This is a genomic window from Epilithonimonas hispanica (assembly GCF_003385395.1).
Taxonomy (GTDB): Bacteria; Bacteroidota; Bacteroidia; order Flavobacteriales; family Weeksellaceae; genus Epilithonimonas; species Epilithonimonas hispanica.
Genome location: NZ_QNUG01000005.1, coordinates 49779 through 75275, shown reverse-complemented (window position 1 = coordinate 75275; position 25497 = coordinate 49779). Strand labels below are relative to the sequence as shown.

General features: G+C 35.1%; 25 protein-coding genes. 8 read left to right on the top strand and 17 right to left on the bottom strand.

Annotation, left to right across the window (positions count from 1 at the left end; genetic code table 11):
* Nucleotides 1–177 precede the first annotated feature (177 nt).
* The 5 genes from DRF58_RS03265 to DRF58_RS03245 all read right to left on the bottom strand — a co-directional run bounded on the left by DRF58_RS03265 (nucleotide 178) and on the right by DRF58_RS03245 (nucleotide 4198).
* Nucleotides 178–918, bottom strand: a complete 741-nt coding sequence (locus DRF58_RS03265) for a uroporphyrinogen-III synthase (RefSeq protein ID WP_116032787.1) — start codon at nucleotides 916–918, stop codon at nucleotides 178–180.
* A 21-nt stretch (nucleotides 919–939) separates the two neighbouring features.
* A complete protein-coding gene (locus DRF58_RS19085; protein WP_379883725.1) occupies nucleotides 940–1548 on the bottom strand; it encodes a DUF4271 domain-containing protein in 609 nt (202 codons plus the stop codon).
* 107 nt (nucleotides 1549–1655) lie between these two features.
* Nucleotides 1656–1958 carry a thioredoxin family protein gene (locus tag DRF58_RS03255; protein ID WP_116032782.1) on the bottom strand — a complete coding sequence of 101 codons (303 nt, stop codon included), beginning with the start codon at nucleotides 1956–1958 and terminating at the stop codon, nucleotides 1656–1658.
* Nucleotides 1959–2101: 143 nt separating this feature from the next.
* Complete coding sequence (locus tag DRF58_RS03250; RefSeq protein WP_116032780.1) at nucleotides 2102–3511, bottom strand: MBL fold metallo-hydrolase; 1410 nt, start codon at nucleotides 3509–3511, stop codon at nucleotides 2102–2104.
* A gap of 171 nt (nucleotides 3512–3682) precedes the next feature.
* Nucleotides 3683–4198 (bottom strand): hypothetical protein, encoded by a 516-nt coding sequence (locus DRF58_RS03245; protein WP_116032777.1) that lies wholly within the window; start codon nucleotides 4196–4198, stop codon nucleotides 3683–3685.
* 128 nt (nucleotides 4199–4326) lie between these two features.
* On the opposite strand from DRF58_RS03245, the gene DRF58_RS03240 reads away from it, so the two are divergent.
* Both DRF58_RS03240 and mutS read left to right on the top strand, forming a co-directional pair.
* Entirely contained in the window at nucleotides 4327–5199 is an 873-nt protein-coding gene (locus tag DRF58_RS03240; protein ID WP_116032775.1) for a cupin-like domain-containing protein, read from the top strand.
* A gap of 94 nt (nucleotides 5200–5293) precedes the next feature.
* A complete protein-coding gene (gene mutS, locus DRF58_RS03235) occupies nucleotides 5294–7849 on the top strand; it encodes a DNA mismatch repair protein MutS (protein WP_116032897.1) in 2556 nt (851 codons plus the stop codon).
* 3 nt (nucleotides 7850–7852) lie between these two features.
* Here the strand turns inward: mutS and DRF58_RS18340 are convergent, their stop codons facing one another.
* Entirely contained in the window at nucleotides 7853–8029 is a 177-nt protein-coding gene (locus DRF58_RS18340) for a hypothetical protein (protein WP_157966699.1), read from the bottom strand.
* Between the two features lie 122 nt (nucleotides 8030–8151).
* On the opposite strand from DRF58_RS18340, the gene DRF58_RS03230 reads away from it, so the two are divergent.
* Nucleotides 8152–8532 (top strand): ribosomal maturation YjgA family protein, encoded by a 381-nt coding sequence (locus DRF58_RS03230; protein WP_116032772.1) that lies wholly within the window; start codon nucleotides 8152–8154, stop codon nucleotides 8530–8532.
* On the opposite strand, the gene DRF58_RS03225 is transcribed toward DRF58_RS03230, so the two are convergent.
* Together DRF58_RS03225 and DRF58_RS03220 are read right to left on the bottom strand one after the other, a co-directional pair.
* Nucleotides 8519–8851: a bacteriophage spanin2 family protein gene (locus tag DRF58_RS03225; RefSeq protein WP_116032770.1), complete on the bottom strand. Its 333-nt coding sequence runs from the start codon at nucleotides 8849–8851 to the stop codon at nucleotides 8519–8521. The genes DRF58_RS03230 and DRF58_RS03225 overlap by 14 nt on opposite strands.
* A gap of 37 nt (nucleotides 8852–8888) precedes the next feature.
* Entirely contained in the window at nucleotides 8889–10100 is a 1212-nt protein-coding gene (locus DRF58_RS03220; RefSeq protein ID WP_116032895.1) for a BaiN/RdsA family NAD(P)/FAD-dependent oxidoreductase, read from the bottom strand.
* A 123-nt stretch (nucleotides 10101–10223) separates the two neighbouring features.
* Between DRF58_RS03220 and DRF58_RS03215 the strand changes: the two genes are divergently transcribed.
* The 4 genes from DRF58_RS03215 to DRF58_RS03200 all read left to right on the top strand — a co-directional run bounded on the left by DRF58_RS03215 (nucleotide 10224) and on the right by DRF58_RS03200 (nucleotide 13029).
* Nucleotides 10224–10727 carry an acyl-CoA thioesterase gene (locus DRF58_RS03215; protein WP_116032768.1) on the top strand — a complete coding sequence of 168 codons (504 nt, stop codon included), beginning with the start codon at nucleotides 10224–10226 and terminating at the stop codon, nucleotides 10725–10727.
* Nucleotides 10728–10793: 66 nt separating this feature from the next.
* The gene (gene thiL / locus DRF58_RS03210) at nucleotides 10794–11849 is read left to right on the top strand and encodes a thiamine-phosphate kinase (RefSeq protein ID WP_116032766.1); all 1056 of its coding nucleotides are present in this window, start codon (nucleotides 10794–10796) and stop codon (nucleotides 11847–11849) included.
* A 47-nt stretch (nucleotides 11850–11896) separates the two neighbouring features.
* Nucleotides 11897–12703, top strand: coding sequence for a M48 family metallopeptidase (locus DRF58_RS03205; protein WP_116032763.1), 807 nt, complete (start codon nucleotides 11897–11899; stop codon nucleotides 12701–12703).
* Nucleotides 12704–12741: 38 nt separating this feature from the next.
* Nucleotides 12742–13029 carry a hypothetical protein gene (locus DRF58_RS03200; protein WP_116032762.1) on the top strand — a complete coding sequence of 96 codons (288 nt, stop codon included), beginning with the start codon at nucleotides 12742–12744 and terminating at the stop codon, nucleotides 13027–13029.
* A gap of 3 nt (nucleotides 13030–13032) precedes the next feature.
* On the opposite strand, the gene DRF58_RS03195 is transcribed toward DRF58_RS03200, so the two are convergent.
* The 9 genes from DRF58_RS03195 to scpA all read right to left on the bottom strand — a co-directional run bounded on the left by DRF58_RS03195 (nucleotide 13033) and on the right by scpA (nucleotide 23277).
* Entirely contained in the window at nucleotides 13033–13878 is an 846-nt protein-coding gene (locus DRF58_RS03195; protein WP_116032759.1) for an AraC family transcriptional regulator, read from the bottom strand.
* A gap of 220 nt (nucleotides 13879–14098) precedes the next feature.
* Nucleotides 14099–14719, bottom strand: a complete 621-nt coding sequence (locus DRF58_RS03190) for a porin family protein (RefSeq protein WP_116032892.1) — start codon at nucleotides 14717–14719, stop codon at nucleotides 14099–14101.
* A gap of 10 nt (nucleotides 14720–14729) precedes the next feature.
* A complete protein-coding gene (locus DRF58_RS03185) occupies nucleotides 14730–15560 on the bottom strand; it encodes an ABC transporter ATP-binding protein (RefSeq protein WP_116032758.1) in 831 nt (276 codons plus the stop codon).
* Nucleotides 15560–16312 (bottom strand): MlaE family ABC transporter permease, encoded by a 753-nt coding sequence (locus tag DRF58_RS03180; protein ID WP_116032755.1) that lies wholly within the window; start codon nucleotides 16310–16312, stop codon nucleotides 15560–15562. Before DRF58_RS03180 ends, DRF58_RS03185 begins: the two co-directional genes overlap by 1 nt.
* 33 nt (nucleotides 16313–16345) lie before the next feature.
* On the bottom strand, nucleotides 16346–17716 hold the full coding sequence (locus DRF58_RS03175; RefSeq protein WP_116032754.1) for an exopolysaccharide biosynthesis polyprenyl glycosylphosphotransferase: 1371 nt from the start codon (nucleotides 17714–17716) through the stop codon (nucleotides 16346–16348).
* A gap of 9 nt (nucleotides 17717–17725) precedes the next feature.
* A complete protein-coding gene (locus tag DRF58_RS03170) occupies nucleotides 17726–18358 on the bottom strand; it encodes a 7-carboxy-7-deazaguanine synthase QueE (protein WP_116032751.1) in 633 nt (210 codons plus the stop codon).
* Nucleotides 18351–19235, bottom strand: a complete 885-nt coding sequence (locus DRF58_RS03165; RefSeq protein ID WP_116032750.1) for a bifunctional 5,10-methylenetetrahydrofolate dehydrogenase/5,10-methenyltetrahydrofolate cyclohydrolase — start codon at nucleotides 19233–19235, stop codon at nucleotides 18351–18353. Before DRF58_RS03165 ends, DRF58_RS03170 begins: the two co-directional genes overlap by 8 nt.
* A gap of 76 nt (nucleotides 19236–19311) precedes the next feature.
* Entirely contained in the window at nucleotides 19312–20955 is a 1644-nt protein-coding gene (gene pgi, locus DRF58_RS03160) for a glucose-6-phosphate isomerase (RefSeq protein WP_116032747.1), read from the bottom strand.
* Nucleotides 20956–21153: 198 nt separating this feature from the next.
* Entirely contained in the window at nucleotides 21154–23277 is a 2124-nt protein-coding gene (scpA, locus tag DRF58_RS03155) for a methylmalonyl-CoA mutase (protein WP_116032890.1), read from the bottom strand.
* 305 nt (nucleotides 23278–23582) lie between these two features.
* Here scpA and htpG point away from each other — a divergent pair, with 305 nt between their 5' ends.
* Nucleotides 23583–25472, top strand: a complete 1890-nt coding sequence (gene htpG / locus DRF58_RS03150; protein WP_116032746.1) for a molecular chaperone HtpG — start codon at nucleotides 23583–23585, stop codon at nucleotides 25470–25472.
* Nucleotides 25473–25497: the final 25 nt, after the last annotated feature.

Here is a 25497-nt window from a genome sequence, read left to right as displayed (position 1 = left end):
AAATAGAGAGAATGTAAATATCTTCTATTTCAACTTTAGTAATCAATTAATTTATTCGGAAAACTATGTGTCTATGTGGTTAAAAGTAGTTTTTTGAAGTGATTTTCAGATTTAACAAAAATAAACAAAAAACCATCTTCTCGGAAAGAAGACGGTTTTGATTTATGTGTTCAATAATTATTTATTGATGTTTCTAACATATTTTTCTATAGCCATTGTCATAGATGGCGTTTCCTTGGTTGGAGCCATTACGTTGACAGTTAATCCAGCTTCTTCAGCAGCCGCTTGAGTCGTTGTTCCGAAAACAGCAATTTTGGTGTCATTTTGTTGAAAATCAGGGAAATTGATTCCTAAAGATTTGATTCCTTGATGACTGAAAAATACCAACATATCATAATCCTGAATACTGATATCTGTCAAATCACTCGCAACAGTTTTATACATAACTGCTCTCGTCCAATCTACATTGGCTGCATCCATCACTTTTGGAATCTCCGGAGTCAAAACATCGGAAGAAGGTAAAAGATATTTTTCAGAAGGATATTTTTTGAACAAAGCAGCCAAGTCTGAGAAGTTTTTCTCTCCAAAGCTGATTTTTCTTTTTCTGTAAACAATGTGTTTCTGTAGATAATTGGCAATCGCCTCTGACTGACATATGTATCTCATAGAATCTGGAACAGAGAATCTCATTTCCTCTGCAAGACGGAAATAATGGTCGATTGCATTTTTACTTGTGAAAATAATACCTGTGTATTGAGTAAGGTCAATTTTCTGTGTTCTGAGTTCTTTAGCATCCACACCTTCTACGTGAATAAAAGGACGAAAATCGATTTTGATTTTCTCTTTTTTTGCAATTTCCAAATAAGGTGATGATTCGTTAGGAGCAGGTTGCGATACTAAAATTGATTTGATTTTCATCTTAAAATGTGTATGTTACATTCAATAAAATAAGAATTTCCAAAGTACTAAAAACGGTACTATTTGAAGCGTGCAAATATACAAAAATTTATAATACCTTTTTTCTGGTAAAATTGACTGATTGTGGAAAATGTATATTAAGTTTTTTAAAAAGAAAGAAAAAATAACCATTCCAATGATGAAATAGAAATATTTCACAAGGTCGACTGGAAAAAAATAAAGCGCAAAAGATGCTATTATAAAAACAATAGATTCTAGAAAATAAAACTTACTGGAAACCAGTGTCAATCCTTTCAGATTTTTACCACTTCCAATGCTGGAATAGAACAAGAACGTTAAAATGTTTTTGATAACATCAAAACTTAATAATGCCAAAAATGTAAAACCAAATTTATTGATTTGGAAGCCTAAAACATCTATTGAAAAAAGCTTTGGAACAATCGGAACAAATTGTGATAACAAAAGAGCAGTCATCAAACACTTCACAATAGAAATAATCAACCAAGAAGGTGTGAGATTGTTGGAGTCTTCTAGTTTTAGCAACAAAAAGTCTTTGACATTAGAATCTCTTTGAAAAACAGACAAAAGAATAATGTATATAAAGATACTCCCAAGAATACAATATACCACCCAATCATTATGCTCTGCGATTCTTACCAACGGTCAAAATTTTTTGCAAAAATAAGAATAAGAAATGTCTAATTAGACAATATTTTGTTTTTTTTGATTAAGAATCATCAATTAGAATACTGCTCTAGCAATCCAATCAAAGAATTAACATCATGAACACCACTTTCTTTCCAAAGCAATTCCCCGTTCTTGAAAATCGCTAAAGTAGGAACACCACGAACGCCGTTTTCTGACGCAATAGACGGAAATTGGTCAACATCTATTTTTACAATCCGTGCTTTTTGCCCTATCTTTTCCTTAACAGAATTCAAAACGGAAGACTGCACTTTGCATGGCTGACACCACGTTGCAAAAAAATCAATTAGAACTGGACGTTCGGATTGGATGAGTTCTTGAAATTTTTGTGACATATTAATAAGAGATTAGATTAAAACAGTTTTCTTTAAACAAAATAGGCACATAGAAAAATATATTTTTGAAGAAGAGTAAATAGAATGAATTTTATTTCTCCTAAATATTAATAAAAACTTATATGTCTATGTGGTCCAAATATTTACAAAGTTTTACTTTGACAAACAAAATTGCTCAGTGGAAATTTCTCAGTTTTCTTAATCGCATTGAATCCACCGTCAACCTCAGTAAAATTCCTATAACCTCTTGACTGCAAAATACTCGCCGCAATCATACTTCTGTAACCTCCGGCACAATGGATATAAAAATGTTCAGAATTATCTAAAGAATTAACCCAATCATTAATATAAGCCAACGGTTTGCTGTAAGCTTCGTTGACATGTTCTGCCTCGTATTCTGTTTCTTTTCTCACATCAACAACTTTCGCACTTTCAGAATATTCACTAGCAAATTCTTCTACAGAAATCCTCTTGATTTCGTCCGTTTCTTTTCCAGAATTTTTCCAAGCATCGAAACTTCCATCCAAATAGCCTAAAACATTATCAAAACCGACCCTGCTCAATCTGGTAATAGCTTCTTCTTCAGTTCCGATATCAGAAACTAAAAGTATCGGTTGCTGAACGTCCACAATCATTGCTCCAACCCAAGGCGCAAAATCACCTTTGATTCCGATATTGATAGATTTAGGAACAAATCCTTTATGAAAAACAGCAGCACTTCTCGTGTCCAAAATCAAAGCTCCTGTTTCTTCCGCCGCAGTTTCAAAATCTTCAACAGACAAAGGATTATTTCCTTTTTTCAGAACTTGGTCAAAACTTTCGTAACCTCCTTTGTTCATTGCGACATTCATCCCGAAATATTTTGGCGGCGCTGTTAATCCGCCCAGAACTTCATTAATAAAAGATTCTTTATCTGGTTGATTCAGTGCGTAATTGGTTCTTTTCTGATTTCCCAAAGTATCCACCGTTTCTTTCTGCATATTTTTACCACAAGCAGAACCCGCACCGTGAGCCGGATAAACTGTAATTGAATCATCCAAAGGTAAAATCTTGGTTTGAAGACTTTCGTAAAGCATTCCGGCCAAATCTTTTTCCGTGATTTCACCTGCTTTCTGAGCCAAATCCGGTCTTCCAACATCACCCAAGAATAAAGTGTCTCCAGAGAAAATGGCTGTTTCTTTTCCATCTTCATCAATCAAAAGAAAAGTAGAGCTTTCCAAAGTATGACCTGGTGTGTGAAGAACTTTTATCTTGACTTTTCCAATTTCAAAAATTTGATTATCTTCTGCAATAATTGCTTCAAAATCTGGTTTAGCTGTTGGACCGAAAACAATTGGTGCATCAGTTTTTTTTGATAAATCAAGATGTCCAGAAACAAAATCTGCATGAAAATGTGTCTCAAGAATACATTTGAGTTTCACTTTATCTTTTTCCAAACGCTCAAGATAAGGTTTAACTTCTCTTAGTGGATCTATGATTGCCGCTTCATTTTCAGAAGTGATGTAATAAGCGCCTTGAGCTAGACAACCAGTATATATTTGTTCGATTTTCATTGTGAATCAATAGATTATATTCAAAAATTTAGTTTTTAAATTTTTTGAACTTTTTAAAGATACAAATATGAGGTTATTTGGACTAACTATAAATAATTTTTAACTGATATTATTTATGATTCCAATTTAAAATTAAACAAGTGCTTGACTTTTTTTATAATTTCGAAAGCCTCATTTAACCATTACCCAGATACCTACACCAACACCAGCGTAGGCAGCTACTGTAATAATGTCAGCTATTGGTTGGGAAAATCTTCTTTCTGCAATCGTAGATTGATTGATTTGGTTTTTATGGAATTTAAGAATCTTTTTCGGTTTATGAATAACATGCGCCACCAACGTGTCGCTTTCCCATTTGTCCACTTGTATTTTGTAGCTTCTATCAGCTACATCGATTTTGAAGAATTTGCCCACTTCCAATTTTTCTATAATGCTCGTTGGTTTGGGTTTTTTCTCTTTCTCCGGTTTTGTATTTCTTGATCCTCTAGTAGCAATTTTTGCTTCACTTGCTCTACTATCAGCAACTGAGCTAACCGCAAACTGTTCTTTTGATTTGACACCTTGTTCTCCCTTGTTTTGTAATCTAGTGTTAGCTTCTGGTGTTTCTTCTGCTTCCGCAGCAACTTTATATGTGTAGCAACTTATCAGAGAAAATGACAATATAAGGAGGTAAAAATGTTTTTTCATTAGCCAAATTTAAGAATTAAACGGATTATTTTTAATTTTCTTTTAATGAATCTTATTTTTCGAAAATTTCACAAAGAACAGTCTCATAAACTTCATTTTTACTATTTTTATTGACCAAAACAATTAATATGATTCTGAATCCTGTTGACATCGTAGAACACATTGATAAAGAAGATTTCCAAAAAAAGTATTTTAAGCCTCATAAACCACTTCTGTTAAAAGATTTTGCAAAACAATGGGGCGCTTACGAAAAATGGAATCTGGATTATATCCGAGAAAAAGCAGGCGAACAAGTTGTTCCAATCTATGACAACAAACCAGCCGACGCTAATAAAAGTTCTGATACACCAGCAACCAAGATGAAGATGAAGGATTATATTGACACAATAAAAAGTAAACCTTCTGATCTCAGAATCTTTTTTTACATCATCACAGACAAGTTACCAGAATTACTGAAAGATTTCTCTTATCCGGATTTGGGAATGAAATTTTTCAAACGACTTCCCACATTATTTTTTGGTGGAAGCGAAGCGCACGTTCTGATGCATTATGATGTTGATTTGGGAGATTTTTTTCACGTTCATTTCGGAGGAAAGAAAAGAATTTTATTGTTTGACCAAAAGCAAAATGAATTACTTTATAAAGTTCCTTTGTCCGTTCACACGATTGAAGAAATTGATTATGACAATCCTGATTACAAGAAATATCCAGCTTTGAAATATGCAACCGGAACGGAAATCTTAATGGAACACGGTGACGCATTGTTTATTCCCGGCGCATTTTGGCATTACAACCGTTACTTAGAACCAGGTTTTTCCTTGTCTATTAGAGCTTTACCCAATCGTCCTTCGAAGTTTCTAAGTATGCTTTATCACGTTTTCATAATGCGATATACGGACAAGCTGATGCGGAAAATCTTCAAAGCAAAATGGGTAAAATACAAAGAAGAATGGGCTTACAGAAAAAGCTCCAAAGCTTTAGCAAAGTTGGAAAAAAAATAATCTTCCGGAAACCTTCATTCTTTTTTCTGCATTTTAATTTCGTATTTTAGCGCTTCTAAAATCCCGAAAATTGGCAAAGAAAGAAACTCCGTTAATGACGCAATACAATACGATTAAGGCGAAATATCCTGATGCATTATTGCTATTCCGTGTTGGAGATTTCTACGAAACTTTTGGGCAAGATGCGATAAAAACGTCGCAGATTCTTGGGATTGTTCTCACCAAAAGAGCCAATGGTGAAGGTCATATCGAATTGGCCGGATTTCCACATCATTCTGTAGATTCTTATTTACCAAAGCTTGTTAGAGCCGGAATGCGCGTTGCGATTTGCGACCAGTTGGAAGACCCAAAATCCGTCAAAGGAATTGTAAAACGTGGTGTGACGGAATTGGTGACGCCAGGTGTTACTTTCAACGACCAAGTTCTGACTTCCAAGAAAAATAACTTCCTGCTTTCTCTTCATAAGGAAAAAGAAAAATACGGAATGGCGCTTGTGGATGTTTCCACTGGTGAATTTCTCGTGAGTGAAGGTAATCTTGAGAAATTACTTCACATTGTTCACACTTTTGACCCAAGCGAAATTATCTATCAAAGAACTTCTGAAATTCCGAATCAGCTTAGAAATAAGAATGTTTTCAAGTTAGAAGATTGGGCGTTCAAATATCCTTATGCTTACGAAAAACTGACTTCGCATTTCAAAACACAATCTTTGAAAGGTTTTGGAATCGATGAACATAAATTAGGAATTACCGCAGCAGGAGCAATTTTTGCTTATTTGGTTGAAGATACTCATCACGCGCTTTTACAGCACATTACGAGAATTCAAGTGATTCCGCAAGATGATTATCTGATGATGGATAATTTCACGCTGAGAAATCTCGAGATTGTTTATTCTGCAAATCATCAAGGGAAATCTCTACTTGATATTATTGATAAAACTTCTACTCCGATGGGTGGAAGATTGTTGAGAAGACGTTTGATTCTTCCCTTGAAAAATATCGGCGACATCAACAGAAGATTGAACCTAATTGAGTTCCTTAACAAAGAAGATTCTTTGAAATACGACATCAAAGATTTGTTGAAAGGTATTTCTGATTTGGATAGATTAATTGGGAAATTAGCCGCTGAAAAGATTTCACCGAAAGAATTAGTTTATCTCCGTCAAAGTATCATTAATATTAATGAAATCAGAAAACATCTGTTAAAATTTCCGGATGTTCTGGCTTGGATTGACCCTTTTATCAATCTTGAAGAATTAATCGAATTCATCAAAAATCATTTGAATGATGAACTTCCTGTCAACATCAACAAAGGAAATGTTATCAAAGAAGGAATCTCAGAAGAATTGGATCATTTGAGAAATCTTCAAAGCAAGGGTCGTGGTTTCTTAGACGATATGTGTCAGCGTGAAATCGAAAGAACTGGAATTACGAGTTTGAAAATTGATTTCAATGGCGTTTTCGGTTATTATATTGAGGTTCGAAATACGCATAAAGACAAAGTTCCTGAAGATTGGATTCGTAAACAGACTTTGGTAAACGCAGAACGTTACATCACCGAAGAGCTGAAAGAATATGAAAATCAAATTCTGGGCGCTGAAGAAAAAATTGGAAAATTAGAATTGGAACTTTACAGAAATGTCTGTGAAAATGTTCTGATTTATATTGACCAATTGCAGGAAAATTCAAAACTGATTGGCGAATTGGATTGCGCAGTTGGTTTATCAGATTTGTCTGTCGAAGATAATTACACCAAACCAATTCTAAATGATTCTTTCTCAATTGACATTCAGGAAGGGCGACATCCAATCATCGAAAAATCTTTACCGCTTGGTGAATCTTATATCCCGAATGATGTTTTTCTGGACAAAGATTCTCAACAAATCATAATGGTAACCGGACCGAATATGGCCGGTAAATCAGCAATTTTGAGACAAACTGCGATTATTGCTTTGCTGGCTCAAATCGGAAGTTTTGTTCCTGCGAAACACGCTGAAATTGGAACGCTTGACAAGATTTTCACAAGAGTTGGGGCAACAGATAATTTGTCTGCCGGCGAATCGACTTTTATGGTGGAAATGAATGAAGCGGCAAATATTCTTAATAATATCTCGGACAGAAGTTTGATTTTGCTTGACGAAATTGGACGTGGAACTTCTACTTACGATGGCGTTTCTATTGCTTGGGCCATTGCCGAATATCTTCATCAACATCCGACTCAGCCAAAAACGTTATTCGCAACGCATTATCACGAATTGAACGAAATGTCTGTCAACTTCGAAAGAATCAAGAATTTCCACGTCTCCATTCAGGAGGCAAAAGGGAATATTATTTTCCTCAGAAAGTTGATTTCAGGAGGAAGCGAACACAGTTTTGGTATCCACGTGGCAAAGTTGGCAGGAATGCCTTCCAAAGTTGTGAATCGCGCAAATGAAATTCTTAAAACTCTAGAATCAACCAGAACAACACAAGATTCCGGAGAGAAAATAAAACGCGTGACAGAAGAAAATCTTCAGCTTTCATTCTTTCAATTGGATGATCCTGTTTTGGAAAACATCCGCGAAGAATTGACAAGAATTGACATCAATACGTTGACACCAATTGAAGCTTTGATGAAGTTGAACTCGATCAAAAAGATGATTGGTAGATAACGATTATTTAGAAATCTTATCCACTGTATTTTTTTGAGAAGAAACAGCAGCAGAGTCTATTCCTTCATTTCTCATATGTTCTGCGCTTAGATCGTCTTTTCTTTTATCTCGCTTATCCTTGTCTGGAATACAACTTAACATTAAAGAAGCCAATATTCCCATAAAAAGTATCTTTTTCATAATAATTTGATTGATTAAAAATACTTTTTCAAAAATTAAACCAAGTTTAAGCTTTTTGAAATAAAAAAATCGGCATAAAATATTTACACCGATTTTTTGTTATGATTTAAAAGCTATCAATTGTGAATCTCCAATTAAAATTCGACTACAAAAACTTCTTAATTGCTGTTTTAATTTTCTTAATAGAAATCCTGATTGCTACAAAACTCAAAGATATTTTCTTTATAAGAGCTTTTCTGGGCAATGTTTTTGTGGTGATGTTGATGTATTATTTCATCAAAGCATTTTTCGATTTCAATTCCAAAAAGCTCATTGTCGGAATTTTTATTTTTTCCTGTCTGATTGAGTTTGCCCAATATTTTCATTTTGCAGAATTTATGGGACTGAAAGAAAATCGTGTAATGATGATTGTCCTTGGCAACTCGTTCAGTTGGTTGGATATTCTTTGTTATTTCGCGGGATGTGTGGTTTTGTTTTTAATCTCCAAAATTAAATTGGAATAAAAACAACTGCTGCAACCGCTGCGATTGCTATAATTGCAGAAACCAAATAATCTGGCTTTTTAACTTCTCTCACTTCGTTTTTCTCGATTTCTACCATTTCACCTGCTTTGTTTTTTCCATAGATTTTGGTTGCATCAATTTTCAAAACTTCAATTCTTTGTGACTTCGCATCTTTGGTCTGAATCGTGTATTTTTTATACAAATCGATGGAATTATCTTGCAAAGGTTTTGTTGGAGAAACTACTCTGGTTTGGCAAGAGAATATGAAAAGTAAACTTGATAATACAAGCAGTCTGATGATGTTTTTTCTGAATTTCATTTTCAAAGTTAATTTTTCAAATTTAATAAAACATTTGTTACATCGAGTTAAGATGTTGCGAAATCAGCCAGCTCTCGCTCCAACAGGCTTGGAAATTAAAACCTCCCGTAACAGCATCTATATCAAGAACTTCACCAGCAATATAAAAATTTGAAAGAATCTTTGAAGACATATTTTTAAAATTAATTTCTTTAAGATCTACTCCACCAGCCGTTACAAACTCATCTTTAAAGGTTGATTTTCCTGTAACCAAAAGTTTTTTAGCACAGAGATTTTCAAGAATTAAGTTCATTTCTTTTCCCGAAATATTAGCAATCTGCTTCTCCGGATTGATTTGATTGATTTCCAAAATCTTGTTCCAAAAACGATTCGTAACATCAAATATTTTGGATTGTCCGATAGATCTTTTAGGATTCTGATTTTTAAATTCTTTCAGTTCTTCTTCAGCTTCAGCAATTGGTTTTGAGATGAAATTAACCTCGATTTCAAACTGATATTTCAATTTTGCCAGAGTTCTTGCTTCCCAAGCCGATATTTTCAAAACTGCAGGACCAGAAAGTCCCCAATGTGTGATAAGAAGCGGTCCAGATTCTTCAGTTTTTAAACTCGGGATTCTAACTTCCGCATTTTCAAAACTTGTTCCAGGAAGATCTTTCAGCAAATTATCTTTGATATTAAATGTGAAAAGAGAAGGAACAGCTTCTACAATTTTATGACCCAGATTTTGAATCAATTTCACAGATTTTGGAGAACTTCCTGTCGTGTAAATTACAATATCGGCTACGAAATCGCCTTGTTTTGTTTTAATTAAATAAGTTTCATCATCTTTAAGAATCTCCGAAACGGAAACCTGAGTTTTAACTTCAAAACCTTTTTCTCGAACTTCATTAATCAAAGCATTCATAATACTTTGAGAAGAATCTGTTGTTGGAAAAATGCGATTATCTTTTTCGATTTTCAAGGGGACATTTCTGGTTTCGAACCAATCCATTGTGTCACCAGGTTGAAATTTTGTAAAAACACTCAGCAATTCTCTATTTCCTCTTGGATAAAATTGAACCAATTCCCTCGGATCAAAACAAGCGTGTGTCACATTGCATCTTCCACCTCCAGAGATTTTCACTTTTTGTAAAACATCAGAGTTTTGTTCGAGAATTGTAACGTAACACTTTTGTTCATCAAGATTAGCTGCTGCAAAAAAACCAGCTGCGCCTCCACCAATAATGATTATTCTTTTCTTTTTTGACATTAATTTTAATTTCAATGAAACCAATATGTCGCGTGTTCGACACTTTTGTATTCGATGCACAAAATTACATTTTTAATATCCACCTCAAATGGTTAATTTTGAAGAATATTAAAATCGAAAAAAATGTCTGTTTATTACCATAAATTCGAAGTAAGATGGAGCGATATCGACGCTAATCGTCATCTTGGAAACTCAACCTATGTTGACTATTGCTCGCAAACGAGAATGGCTTTCCTTAATAAAAACAAAATCGGATTAACTCAACTGAATCGTTGGGGAGTCGGTCCTGTGATGTTACACGAGCGTTATTCTTTCTTCAAAGAAATCTATGCAGATCAAACAGTTTTTGTTGGCTTGGAAGTAGCCGCAATGTCAGAAGATGGGATGATTTATCAATTCGTTCACAAGTTTTATCTTCCCGATGGAACCCATTGTGCAACAGCAGAAGCAACCGGTGTTTGGATTGATATGATGTTGAGAAAAACAACAACTCCGCCAGAAGACATCCTATTGGTAATGAACGAATATAAATCTGAAAATGTACAGACGATTTCCAGAGAATATTTGAAGACGTTACCTTTCCGACCAGAGAACATAGATGTTTCTCTGTTAGAAAACTTTAAATAAATTTTTAAATTAGTGATAAAAACGAATTATCATTAATTATTTACAACTCATCATTAATAAAAAATTATGCTCGAAGATAAATCACAAGAACTCACACCTATTTCCAAGCTTGGAGAATTTGGTTTGATAAAACATTTAACAGAGAATTTTCCAATTGTTCAGAATTCTACAAGACTTTCTATTGGCGATGATGCAGCTATTATTGATTCTGAAGGTCAAAAAGTTGTTGTTTCCACAGATATGTTGGCGGAAGGTGTTCATTTCAATTTGGGTTACGTTCCACTGAAACATTTGGGTTACAAATCTGTTGTTGTGAACCTCAGCGATATTGCGGCGATGAATGCAACACCAACTCAAATTTTGGTTTCTGTTGCTGTTTCTAATCGTTTTCCGGTTGAAGCTTTGGAAGAAATCTATGCTGGAATTGCCTTAGCTTGCAACAGATACAAAGTAGATTTAATTGGCGGAGATACAACAAGTTCCAACGCTGGATTAGTCATTAGCGTTACTGCAATTGGTCTTGAAAACGAAGATAAAATCGTAAAAAGAAATGGTGCAAAACCAAACGATCTATTGGTTGTAACAGGAGATCTTGGAGGCGCTTATCTTGGGCTTCAGATTTTGGAAAGAGAACATTCTGTTTATTTGGCAAACCCAAATATGCAGCCTGAAATGGAAGGTTACGATTATATCTTGGAAAGACAATTGAAGCCAGAAGCAAGAACGGATGTGAAAGCTAAATTAGCACAATTGGATGTTTTACCAACATCTATGATTGATGTTTCTGATGGGTTGGCTTCTGAGATTCTTCATTTGTCGGATCAGTCAAAAGTTGGATTCAATGTTTATGAAGAGAAAATCCCGATGGACGAGACTACGATCCATACAGCAGACGAATTGAACCTTAATCCTGCAATGGCCGCGCTAAATGGTGGCGAAGATTATGAATTGCTATTCACAATTGCTTCTTCAGATTTTGATAAGATTAAGAATCATCCAGATTTCACGATAATTGGTCACGCTACAGAAAACAATGCAGGTAATTTTTTGATTGCAAGAGGTTCTAATCAATTGATTCCGTTAACAGCACAAGGTTGGGATGCATTTTTGAACAAAGAGTAGTTTTGGAATAAAACTTGTAAAACACAATTAATTAAAAAAATAAAACGATGAAAATTGTAAAAATTTCAACCTTATTATTAGCTGGATTAGGAATTACGGCTTGTGTTACCAATCCTGTTACAGGACGTACTTCTCTTCAATTTGCTAACGATAGCGAGATAGCAACTGCTGCTGCTGCAGAGTACAAAACAACCCTTTCTAGCTCCAAAGTAATTACTGGAACTGCCGATGCCAATAGAGTCAAAAATGTAGGCGCAAAAATCAAAAATGCAGCTTATGCTTACTATAAAAGTATAGGCAGAGAATCTGCATTGTCTGGTTATAATTGGGAATTTAATCTCATCCAAGATGCACAATTGAATGCTTGGTGTATGCCTGGTGGAAAAGTAGCGTTTTATACAGGTATTTTGCCCGTTTGTAAGGATGATAACGGAATTGCAGTCGTAATGGGTCATGAGGTTTCTCATGCTTTAGCAGGACACGGAAATGAGAGAATCTCTCAAGCCATGGTTGCTCAATATGGTGGAAGTCTCCTTGGAGGTACAATTTCTAACGGGCAATGGGCAGGAATCTTCGAAAAAGTATATCCTGTAGGAGCACAAGTTGGACTTTTGGCTTACGGTAGAAAACAAGAATCTGAAGCTGACGAAATGGGATTACAGCTGATGGCTATGGCAGGTTATGATCCAAGAACAGCAACTACATTCTGGCAAAGAATGGAGGCTTCTTCAACAGGAAGTAGACAACCAGAATTTCTTTCTACCCACCCAAATCCCGCTAATAGAATTGCAGATTTGAATGCTGATATGCCAAAAGCGCTTCAATATTATAAAGCTGCTGGCGGAAAACTTTAAACTTTTTTAGTAAATTTTAGAATCTAAATCACAATACTATGAAGGGTTTAAGTTTAACAGGGCTTTTGTTATTGGCCTTAGCTTTTGTTCTTTTTTATTTCAATGATAATTTTTCTGTCATCAAATTATTTGAACCCATTACTTTGATGGGAATTTTGGCAGGAATCGGAATTGGTCTTTTTATTGGAGGAATGATAGGCTACGTCAGCAAAGGAAATGCTGTAAAAGAAGCTCAACTGAAAAGAGAGTTCAAAGAACTTCAAAAGCAAAAAGCGGAATTGGAAAAACAACAAGCCGTAGAAAATATAAACAATAGAAGCCTTTAATAATTAAAGACTTCTGATAAATTGACCGGGCGTAGTCTTGGTATATTTTTTAAATATTTTATTAAAATAAGTAATATTATTAAAACCTGTAGCATAGCAACTTTCTGCTATGCTTTTTTCTTGGGAAAGTAGGATGCAAGCTTTGTCAATCCTATATCGATTAACAAACTCGACAAAAGTTAATGAAGTTGCTTTTTTGAAAAAATTACAGAAAGCAGGCTTCGTAAGATTAGCCAAATCTGCGGCTTGCATAATATCCAGCTCATTCTGATAACCATTTTCCACATAGGTGAAAACCGCTTCCAGACGGTTCCTATTTCTGGAAACTATTGTATAAGGCATCACTTCTGTATTCATTAGTTCGTAGTCTTCTGTTTTGGAAAGTTCAAAAAGAAGATCCAGAAGTAATAGATATCTTGTGTAACCTTCTGCCTCAGTAATTTTTTCTAATTTGGGAATCAATCGTTTTTTAACTTCCGAAGAAAAAAGAACGCCATATCTTGATATCTCTATTAGTTTTTTAATAGAATTAGTATCTGGTTCTCCTTCTGGCAAACAAAGAATATCTTCTCGGAACTGGATTACGATTTCCTCGTGTGGATCTGTAGCATTAAGACCCAGTCCAGAGTGTGGAATATTAGAACCAATCAATACCAAAGCGCCATCTTCGAAGTGGCTTTTATGATAGCCAACATGTCTTGTTCCTTTACCTTTCAGTACACAAACAATCTCAATTTCTGGATGATAGTGGTATTGCCAGTTGAGTTCGGAAATGGGAACATCTTTGATATGGAGAACTCGGAAAGAGCTATTATCATCAGGCGAAATATGTTCTAGAATTACCTTCATTCCTGTTAATGCTAAATTTATGTAAAAATAAACAAATTAGATTAATATTGTTCTGTTTTTTATTTATTATGTTAAACAAATATTTGATTAAAGCCTTTACATTTGTAACACAAAATCAAGTTTCTCACAAAGAATTGGTTTTGTAAATTTTTAAGGTCTATATATGAAGAAGGCTGGAAAATTGTTTTTCCAGCCTTCTCATTTTTATGATAATAAAATATTATTTGAAATTATAGCCTATACCTAAGATAAACATACTTGGGCGGTTGTCATATCTCACTTCCTCTCCTGATACGTTATTGATAAATTTTCTTGTATCTTTTGAAAAAGCGCCTTCGTATCTTGCATTGATAACAAACTTAGACAAAGTTGCTTGCGCTCCAAATTGATAACCTACCGTAAACTCTTTCGTAGCATTTTCCTTAAAGTTTGCAAATGTGTTGTCTGTGGTAAGGTTATAAGAAGCCACAGGCCCTACAAATGCCGCTAATTTGCCCAATAAGAAATTATGTCCTAGCAAAACAGGAACATCAATTCTATTACTTTTTGCCTCAATATTAACATTTCCTTCTGTTACAGTTGTCGCAGTAGCTTCATTCTTGATAGAAGTATAATAAATTTCCGGCATTACAAACCATCCTCCCACTGGAGAACCAATTTTGAAAGATAAACCTGCATTGAAACCAGAATTTTCTTTTTCTCCGTTAATGGTATTTGTAAAATTATCCCAGCTAGCCGAAGAAGTATTGAAAAGAGCATTAGCTCTCACTCCAACGGTGACTTGCGAATAGGCCATTATTCCTAAAAATACGGCTAGTGTACTAATTAGTTTTTTACTCATTTTGAAATTATTATTGTTTTGAAATTTTTGGATTGTCTTTCTCATTGTTTTCGGGTTTTGTGTCAATTAAACTAGTTTGATCATTCTCGAGCATAAAGTCTCTCAGTTGCTTGAACAGTTCTGATGAATAAACGAAATCTATCAGATGTTTATTTTTTGCAGTTGCAAGAATATCTTTGTTCCCCTCCCATTCTTTAACTCCTAGTCTTAGATAAAGGATTTTTTCACCAATCGTCATCACAGAGTTCATATCATGGGTATTGATGATTGTTGTGGTGTTATACTCTTTGGTGATTTCCATCAAAAGATCATCAATCACATTGGATGTATAGGGATCTAATCCGGAGTTGGGCTCGTCACAGAAAAGGTATTTCGGATTATTAACAATTGCTCTTGCAATAGCAACTCTTTTTTGCATCCCTCCAGATATTTCGGAAGGATATTTTTTATTGGCATTTTGAAGATTAACTCGACCAATTACCTCCAGAACTTTTCTTTTTTTCTCACGATAAGTAAGATTTGTAAACATATCCAACGGGAAACTAATGTTCTCTTCAACTGTCATAGAGTCGAACAGCGCACTACCCTGGAAAACAGTTCCTATCTCCGATCGCAACCCTTGTTTTTCTTCTCTGGACATTTTCATAATATCTCGTCCATCAAACAAAATGGCTCCGCTTGATGGCTCAAAAATATTGAGTAGTGATTTGAGGAAAACTGTTTTCCCGGATCCACTCTGTCCAATAATAAGATTGACCTTTCCGGTATCAAATGATGTATTAATTCCTTTCAAAACCTCAACATCATCAAATTTCTTTCTTAATTCTTTTACTTCTATCATTAGCTAAGGAACATTTGTGTTAGTAATAAGTTCATTATGATTACAGAAATCATTGTCCAAACAACAGCTTGTGTACTTGCTCTTCCTACTTCCAAAGATCCTCCTTTTACATTATATCCAAAATAAGCGGGAATAGTTGCAATTAAAAAAGCAAAAACAGCTGTTTTAAGAAAAGCATACCATATGAAATAAGACGGCATATACATCTGTATTCCTGTAATGTAATCTGCAGTAGTCCAGTTTCCTGTAGCAACTCCTGCGACATAACCTCCCCAAATCCCGACAACAATACTAATGGCAATAAGTATTGGATTGAAAACAACACTAGCTACAATCTTTGGTAAAATCAAGAAATTTGGAGAATTGACTCCCATAATATCCAATGCATCAATTTGTTCTGTAACACGCATTGTTCCAATACTAGAGGCAATGTAAGAGCCTACTTTACCTGCAAGAATTACAGATATAATCGTAGGAGAAAATTCCAAAATTAAAACTGTTTTTGTTGCATATCCCACAAAACTATTAGGAATTGGAAAATCGGATGCATCAAAATTATTAAACATCTGAATAGCTACAACCGCGCCTACGAAAAAAGAAGTGAACAGAACCAATCCAAATGAATTAACACCCAAGTCATAAAACTCTCTTACAAGCAGTTTCATATAGACGTTTCTTTTTTGTGGTTTACTGATAGCTTTTCCTAACAGCAAAAAATATTCTCCTATAGAGGTAAATAGTTGTTTTAACATAAAACAAAATTAGTTCTTTTCTTTAATAAATACTTAACGTGCATTTTTGTCTCCAATTATGACCAAAAAAACAGTTTTGAAAATGATAACAATATCCATACTAAAACTCCAATTTCTAACATAAAATGAGTCTGCAAGGATTCTTTTTTTCATCCCAGCTTTCATATCTCCTTCATCCCCACGGAAACCACTTACCTGAGCCAGCCCTGTAATTCCTGGTTTTACCATACTCCTAAGACTATATCTACTAATTTTCGGTTTATAAAAATCATCTACCAAAAGCATATGTGGTCTTGGTCCAACAACTGTCATGTCTCCTCTAAGCACATTTATAAATTGTGGCATCTCATCCAAACTGGTTTTTCTTAGAAATTTTCCTACTTTGGTAATTCTATTATCATTAACGGAAGTTGTGCTTTGAGCTGTATTATTATCAGATCGCATTGTCCTGAATTTCAAACAATCAAAAACCTCATCGTGATAGCCATATCTTTTTTGAATAAAAAATACCGACCCTTTTGATCCATCCAATTTTATTAATAAAATAATGATTGGAAAAAGCCAAGAACAAATTCCTATTAAAACAACCAAAGAAAAAAACAAATCAAATAATCTCTTGAGTGCAGCATTTGTGAAAAAATCTAATGGATATTTTGCCTGAGACAATACCGGAACAGTTTCTATGTAATTGAACTCATACTCAAAAAACTCGTTCTGAATAATATTAGGAACTAAAGAAATTTTAACTTTATTAAGTTCTGCTTGGCGGAAAAGATCATTCTCAAATTGTTTTTCCAGGCGGTGTTCAGATGGCAAAAAGATGGTGTGAATCCCATTATCTCTCCAGAACTCTATAATATGATTCAAATTGTAATTTCCTTGCGGATAATCGTATATTCTGTATCCATAATCTTTACGCTGATTGATGATCTCCCTAAGAATATTGGAAGAAATCCCTTCTTCTATAAACATCACATTTCGGTGGTTAATTCCTTTACTTCTGATGTATTTCAAAAGAAAATAGATGAAACTTTTAATAGGGATTACGACTAATAGCAAAATGCCGGCAAGATAAAAACGTTCCGTTTTGAGGAAGTCATTCATACTGACTTTCCCAAGCATCACAACGCCAAGAAAAAAGAAAAACACATGAATCAGAATTCTTTCCAGATATATCGTATAGGTAACATTCCTTGGTATGTGATAAAGCCTTGTTCTTCCACTCAGCAATAACCAAAAAAAACATAACAATAGAATTGATAAAACATTCTGTTCAACAGATTCTGAGTCATACTTGACTTCGAAGTTTCTCCAATAATAAATCACAAATACAGATGATACCAGAATCATATCTAGTAAAATCACAAATGTCTTGAAATATCGAGAATATCGAAGTCTTTGCATAAACCAAATTTAAGGGATATTCAGATATTTATGCGTTTGGATAGAAGATCTCCATCTTGGGTTTTCTAAAATGAAATCTGTAATTTTAGGATAATTTGCATCTCGTTTGCTCCATTCGCTCTGTAGATAAAGTTCACAAGAATCTGAAACTTTTGAGGCTTGTTCCTCAGCAAACTTAAAATCATTTTGATTAAAGATAATCATCTTCAATTCACTTGCTTCTTTATAAATATCTGCTAACGGAAGTCCAGTTTTCTTTGGAGAAAGCGTAATCCAATCCAGATGTCCACTCATTGGATAGGCTCCCGAAGTTTCGATATGAATAGTACATCCTAACTCTTTTAACTTTGAAGTCAAGATATCAAGATTCCACATTAATGGCTCTCCACCTGTGAGAACAATTGTCTTGCAATATTTTGCTACGGTTTCTGCAATTTCTACAGTATCCATCAATGGATGAAGCGTTGGATCCCAACTTTCCTTGACATCACACCAATGACAGCCAACATCACATCCGCCTAAGCGAATGAAATACGCTGCTTTTCCAGCATGAAATCCCTCACCTTGAATAGTGTAAAAATGCTCCATCACTGGGAGCATTTTACCTTCTTTTAATAAAATATTTTCTTCTTCTTTAGTCATTATAAACCGAAGTTTTATAGGCAATGATGGTATTTTTCATCAGCATTGCTCGCGTCATTGGTCCAACTCCTCCAGGAACTGGCGTAATCCAACTTGCTTTTTCTGCACAACTGTCAAAATCTACATCGCCTGCAAGATGATATCCTTTCTCAGAATTATCATCCACTCTTGTAATGCCGACATCTACGATAACTGCTCCATCTTTGATCATCTCTCCTTTCAAGAAGTTGGGATCGCCAAGCGCTGTTATCACAATATCTGCTTTTTTTGTATATTCTTCTATATGTTCTGTGTAAGAGTGTGTCAAAGTCACTGTAGAATTTCCTGGAAAATCTTTTCTTCCCATTAATATGCTCATTGGTTTCCCAACTATTCTACTTCTTCCTATGATTACACAATCTTTTCCTTTGGTCTCGATATTATATCGTTCCAATAATGTCAAAATTCCAAATGGTGTTGCTGGTAAAAATGTATCCATTTCCAAAGCCATTTTACCAAAATTCTCTGGATGAAAACCATCCACATCTTTTCTTGGATCAATCGCCATAATGATTTTCTCCTGATCAATTTGCTTTGGCAAAGGCAACTGAACGATAAATCCGTCTACATCTTTGGACTTATTAAGTTCATCGATTTTCTCCAATAACTCTGATTCTGAAACAGTGCTTGGAAATTTGATCAATGAAGAACTGAATCCAACTTCCTCACAATCTTTCACTTTGCTATTCACATAAGCTTTGCTTGCTCCATTATTCCCAACTAAAATTGCTACCAAATGCGGTGCTCTTCTTTTGTTGGCAAGAATCTTCTGAACCTCTTCTTTGATCTCAGCTTTTACCTCTTTGGACACTTTCAGTCCATCTAGAATTTGTGCCATTTTTCTTTCTTTTTACTTTTTAGATTTATTTGAAAAAAAGTGAAGTGCTCCTTTCCCAACACTCCACTTTTATATTTTATCGATTTGATTTATAAAAATTAATCAAACCGTTGGTTGAACTGTCGTGCGTTTCAACTTGATCTTCAGCTTCCAATTCTGGAAGGATTTTTCCCGCTAATACTTTTCCTAATTCTACACCAAATTGGTCAAAACTAAAGATATTCCAAATCACACCTTGAACAAAAATCTTGTGTTCGTATAAAGCGATTAATTGTCCTAATGTAAATGGAGTCAATTCCTTAAACAAGAAAGAGTTGGTTGGTGTATTTCCAGCGAATATTTTATAGTTCAACAACTTTTCGATTTCTTCTTCTGATTTGCCAGATGATTTTAATTCAGCAAAAACTTCATCTTCTGTTTTTCCAAATGCTAAAGCTTCTGTTTGTGCAAAATAATTCGCTAATAAGATATCCTGATGTTCACCAACTTCATTTAAAGATTTAGCATAAGCGATGAAATCTGCAGGAATCAATTCTGTTCCTTGATGAATTAATTGATAAAAAGCGTGTTGACCATTAGTTCCCGGTTCTCCCCAAATGATTGGTCCTGTTTCGTATTCTACAAATTCGCCATTTCTATCAACAGATTTCCCGTTACTTTCCATATCACCTTGTTGAAGGTAAGCTGAAAAACGATCCAAATATTGAGAATAAGGTAAAATAGCATAAGTTCCTGCCGCATAGAAATTACGATACCAAACACCTAAAAGTCCCATCAAAACAGGAACGTTCTCTTTAAAATCCTTAGTTTGGAAATGAACATCTGTATCGTTTGCTCCTTTCAATAACTGTTCGAAATTGTCATAACCAACAGACAAGACAATACTTAATCCGATTGCACTCCAAAGCGAGTAACGACCGCCAACCCAATCCCAAAATTCGAAGATATTCTCTTCCGCAATTCCGAATTTTTTAACCGCCTCAATATTAGTTGATAATGCTACGAAATGTTTTGCAACATCTTCATTTTTAGCACCGGATTTCAAGAACCATTCTTTTGCAGAATTGGCATTGGTCATTGTTTCCTGAGTTGTAAAAGTCTTAGAGGCAACAATAAACAAAGTTGTTTCAGGATTAAGATCTTTAACAACTTCTGCCATATGATTTCCGTCTACATTGGAAACGAAATGAACATTAAGTCTAGTTTTAAAATGCTTCAATGCAGAGCAAACCATTACTGGTCCAAGATCAGAACCTCCGATTCCTACATTCACCACATCCGTGATTTCCTTGCCAGTGAAACCTTTGTGAGAACCAGAAATTACAGATTCTGAAAAAGCTTTCATATGATCCAAAACCTTTCTGATTGCAGGTTTGATATTTTCGCCGTCAACCAAAATTTCTTTATCAGAAAAATCTCTCAAAGCCGTGTGAAGAACCGCTCTATCTTCTGTCTCATTGATTTTATCACCAGAAAACATTTTGCCAATTGCTTCCTTCAATTGTGATTCTTCTGCCAACTGTAACAATAATTCTAAAGTTTTAGCATCAACCAAATTCTTAGAATAATCAAAAAGATAGTTTTCTGTTTCTAACGAAAACTCCTGAAAACGGTTTGGATTGTACTGGAACAAAGTTCTAAGTTCAAAATCGTTGTTTGCAAATTGCTGGTCAAGAGCTTTCCAAGCGGAAGTCTGAAGGGGATTTATTTTTGGTAACATATTATAATTTAAATGTTAGATTGATGATTTATCTAAAAGACTTGCAAATTTACGAAAAATCAATAACTTCTTTTTAAATTAGTTTTAACATCATATGTAAAAAAAACAAGGTTTAAATTTTAATTTTTCCCGTTCCAAAAATAGATTTTGAATAGTATCTAAAATTTTTTATTCTACATTTTATTTTCTCGTAAAATTTTAGTTTAAAAATTTCTCCAAAATGTCAACCGCACATTTGGGCAAATTAGTCCCGGGACCGAAGATAAAATCTGCGCCATTAGCGTATAAAAACTCATAATCCTGTTGGGGAATTACACCACCAACAACAATGGTGATATCGTCTGCACCGAGTTTTTTCAGTTCGTCCACAACTTGCGGAACGAGTGTTTTATGACCTGCCGCTAAAGAAGAAACACCTAAAATATGGATGTCATTTTCCACCGCTTGTTTCGCAACTTCTTCCGGAGTTTGGAAAAGTGGAGCCACATCGACATCAAATCCCATATCTGCAAATGCCGTTGCAACTACTTTTGCGCCTCTGTCGTGACCATCTTGTCCCATTTTTGCCACCATAATTCTTGGTCGTCTTCCTTCCGCATCTTCAAATTTCTGGCTTAGAGAAACAGCTTTTTCAAAGTATTCGTTTTTTCCTGCATTCATAGCGTAAACTCCTGATATGGTTCTGATATTAGCTTTGTAACGCCCGAAACTTTCTTCCATCGCATCACTCATTTCGCCTAAAGTTACTCTTCTTCTTGCTGCTTCTATGGAAAGTTCCAGAAGGTTTCCGTTGCCAGTTTTCGCGGTTTCGCGGATTTTATTTAAAATTTCTTCAACAGATTCTGCATTACGATTTGACTTAATCGAGTCTAATCTTTCGATTTGTTTTCTACGAACCTCCGTATTATCGATGTCAAGAATGTCGATATCGGTTTGTTTAAGATTGGATTTGAAGGAATTAACCCCGATGATGAATTCTTCTCCGCTGTCGATTTTTGCTTGTTTTCTTGCTGCGGCTTCCTCGATTCTCATTTTCGGGATTACCGCTTCGATGGCTTTTGTCATTCCACCTTCTTTTTCAACCTCATCTATGTATTTCATTGCTTCATCAATCATTTGTTGAGTTAATGATTCAACTAAGTGACTTCCGCCCATTGGGTCAACAACGTCGCAGATTCCGCTTTCCTGCTGAAGAATGATTTGGGTATTTCTTGCGATTTTTGCAGAATAATCTGTTGGAAGAGCAATCGCTTCGTCCAAAGCATTAGTGTGTAAAGACTGGGTTCCTCCTAAAGCCGAAGACAACGCTTCAATTGCTGTTCTTGTGATATTATTGAAAGGTTCTTGTTCCGTCAAACTCCAACCAGAAGTCTGAGAATGAGTTCTTAAAGCTAAGGATTTTTGATTCTGAGGATTGAATTGTATTAGGAGATTTGCCCAAATATAACGTGCAGCGCGCATTTTGGCAATTTCCATAAAATGATTCATTCCGATGGCCCAGAAAAAGGATAATCTTGGAGCAAAATCATCTACGTTCATTCCGGCTTTGATTCCTGTTCGAACATATTCCAAACCGTCAGCTAAAGTATAAGCCATCTCCAAAACCGGAGTTGCGCCAGCTTCCTGCATATGATAGCCGGAAATCGAAATCGAGTTGAATTTCGGAATATTTTTGGAAGTGTATTCGAAAATATCAGCAATGATTTTCATTGATGGCGTTGGCGGATAGATATAAGTATTCCGGACCATAAATTCTTTCAGAATGTCATTCTGGATTGTTCCAGATAATTTATCCTGAGAAACACCTTGTTCTTCTGCAGCGACAATGTAAAAAGATAAAATCGGTAAAACTGCGCCATTCATAGTCATTGAAACCGAAATTTCATCCAATGGAATCTGGTCGAACAAGATTTTCATATCCTCAACCGAATCAATCGCAACACCTGCTTTTCCAACATCGCCAACAACTCTTGCGTGGTCGGAATCATAACCTCTGTGTGTTGCCAAATCAAAAGCAACGGACAATCCTTTTTGTCCTGCTTGTAGGTTTCTTCTGTAAAATGCATTCGATTCTTCTGCTGTGGAAAAACCTGCGTATTGGCGAATGGTCCAAGGTTTCTGAACATACATTGTAGAATATGGACCTCGAAGAAAAGGTGCAATTCCGGCTGAACCATTTTTGATGCTTTCGTTTTTTACATCTTCTGCATTGTATTTTGATTTTAGTTCTAAACCGTCTTTTTCAAAAATGTAATTTTCTGAATTAGAATTGAATTTAATATTCTTAAAATCAGGGTTTTGGTTTTTTATTTTGTGGCGCATTTTTCCTTTTATCTTGTGAAAGTAAATGTAATCAATTTTGAAAATGTGGTGAACCACAAAAGGCACAAAAGTTTTTAGGCTGAAAAATTCATTTCTACGTATTTTTTTAACGCAAAGGTCGCAAGGAATTATTTCCTTCATTGAAAATATTTTTAAGTGCGCAAAGGCGTAAAACTTAGCAATGAACGCATTAAAGCTTTTGTGTCTTTTGTGGTTTTATCAAGCGACAATTTGTCATTAATTTTTGGATGGTCTTTTTTTTGAGTTTCGAATTCAAAATTTTGTAAACAAAAAATAATATAAATATGGCAACAGGAAGTATTAATGTATCGGTGGAGAATATTTTTCCACTGATTAAAAAGTTTCTTTACAGCGACCACGAGATTTTTCTTCGTGAGCTGATTTCTAACGCGACAGATGCGACAACCAAACTGAAACACCTCACCACAATAGGTGAAGCAAAGGTGGAATATGGCAACCCAATCATCGAGGTGAAAATTGATAAAGATGCGAAAACGCTGACTATCAAAGATCAGGGAATTGGGATGACTGGCGAAGAAGTTGAAAAATATATCAACCAAGTGGCGTTTTCCGGAGCAGAGGAATTTCTTGAAAAATATAAAGATTCTGCAAAAGATGCGGGGATAATCGGACATTTTGGTCTTGGATTTTATTCGGCATTTATGGTGGCGGAAAAAGTGGAAATCTTGACTAAATCTTATAAAGATGATGAAAAAGCCGTACGTTGGATCTGTGACGGAAGCCCGGAATATACGCTGGAAGATGCAGAAAAATCTGAAAGAGGGACAGAAATTATCCTTCATATTGCAGAAGATTCTACCGAGTTTTTGGAAGAATTCAAAATCCGTGAGCTTCTGACAAAGTATAACAAATTCAACCAAATCCCAATTAAATTCGGGACCAAAAAAGAGCAGTTGCCTTTGCCGGAAGGCGCTGCAGAAGGTACAAAACCGGATGAAGTTGAGATAGATAATATCATAAATAACCCCAACCCGGCGTGGACGATTGCGCCAAGCGATCTGACTAAGGAAGATTATATAAAATTCTACCACGAGCTGTACCCAATGCAGTTTGAGGAGCCTTTGTTTCATATCCATCTGAATGTGGATTATCCTTTTAACCTGACTGGTATCCTGTTCTTTCCGAAATTAGGGAACAATCTTAATATTGAGAAAGATAAGATTCAGCTTTATCAAAATCAAGTCTTTGTAACGGATGAGGTTAAGGGAATTGTTCCTGATTTCTTGATGCTGCTTCGTGGAGTTATTGATTCGCCGGATATTCCTTTGAACGTTTCCCGTTCGTACTTGCAGGCTGATGGCTCAGTGAAGAAAATCTCTTCTTACATCACGAAAAAAGTGGCGGACAAAATGGTTTCGTTAATCAATGAAAACCGTGAAGATTACAATCAGAAATGGAATGATATCAAAATCGTTATCGAGTATGGAATGATTTCGGAAGATAAATTCTATGAAAAATCGGACAAGTTTGCGCTGTATCCAACGACAGATAACAACTATTATCTTTGGAATGAATTGATTGAGAAAATCAAACCAACTCAAACGGATAAAGACGGGAAAACTGTAATTCTTTATGCTAATAATGCTGACGAGCAGCACAGCTATATAGAATCTGCGAAAGAGAAAGGTTATGAAGTTCTATTGTTAGATTCTCCGATTGTTCCGCACTTGATTCAGAAACTGGAATCTTCAAAAGAGAATGTTTCTTTTGCAAGAGTTGATGCAGACCACATCAATAACTTAATCAAAAAAGACGAGCCAAAGATTTCTAAACTAAATGATTCGGATAAAGAAACATTGAAGAAAAAAATCGAGGAATCGATTAATGATACAAAGTTCACTGTTCAATTAGAAGATTTGGACTCTACAGATGCACCGTTTACGTTGACTCAGCCAGAATTTTTCAGAAGAATGAAAGATATGCAGGCAACTGGCGGTGGCGGAATGTTCGCAATGGGCGGTTTCCCGGAGATGTATAATTTGGTGGTGAATTCTAATTCGAATTTCGCTGAGGAATTATTGAAAAAAGATAATGTTGAAGAGAAAAATGTGATGATTAATCAAGCTTTGGATTTGGCAAAATTATCTCAGAATCTTTTGAAAGGAAAAGAATTGACAGATTTTATCAAGCGTAGTTTTGAGAGTTTGAAATAAAACTTAGATATTAATGAAAAAGGAA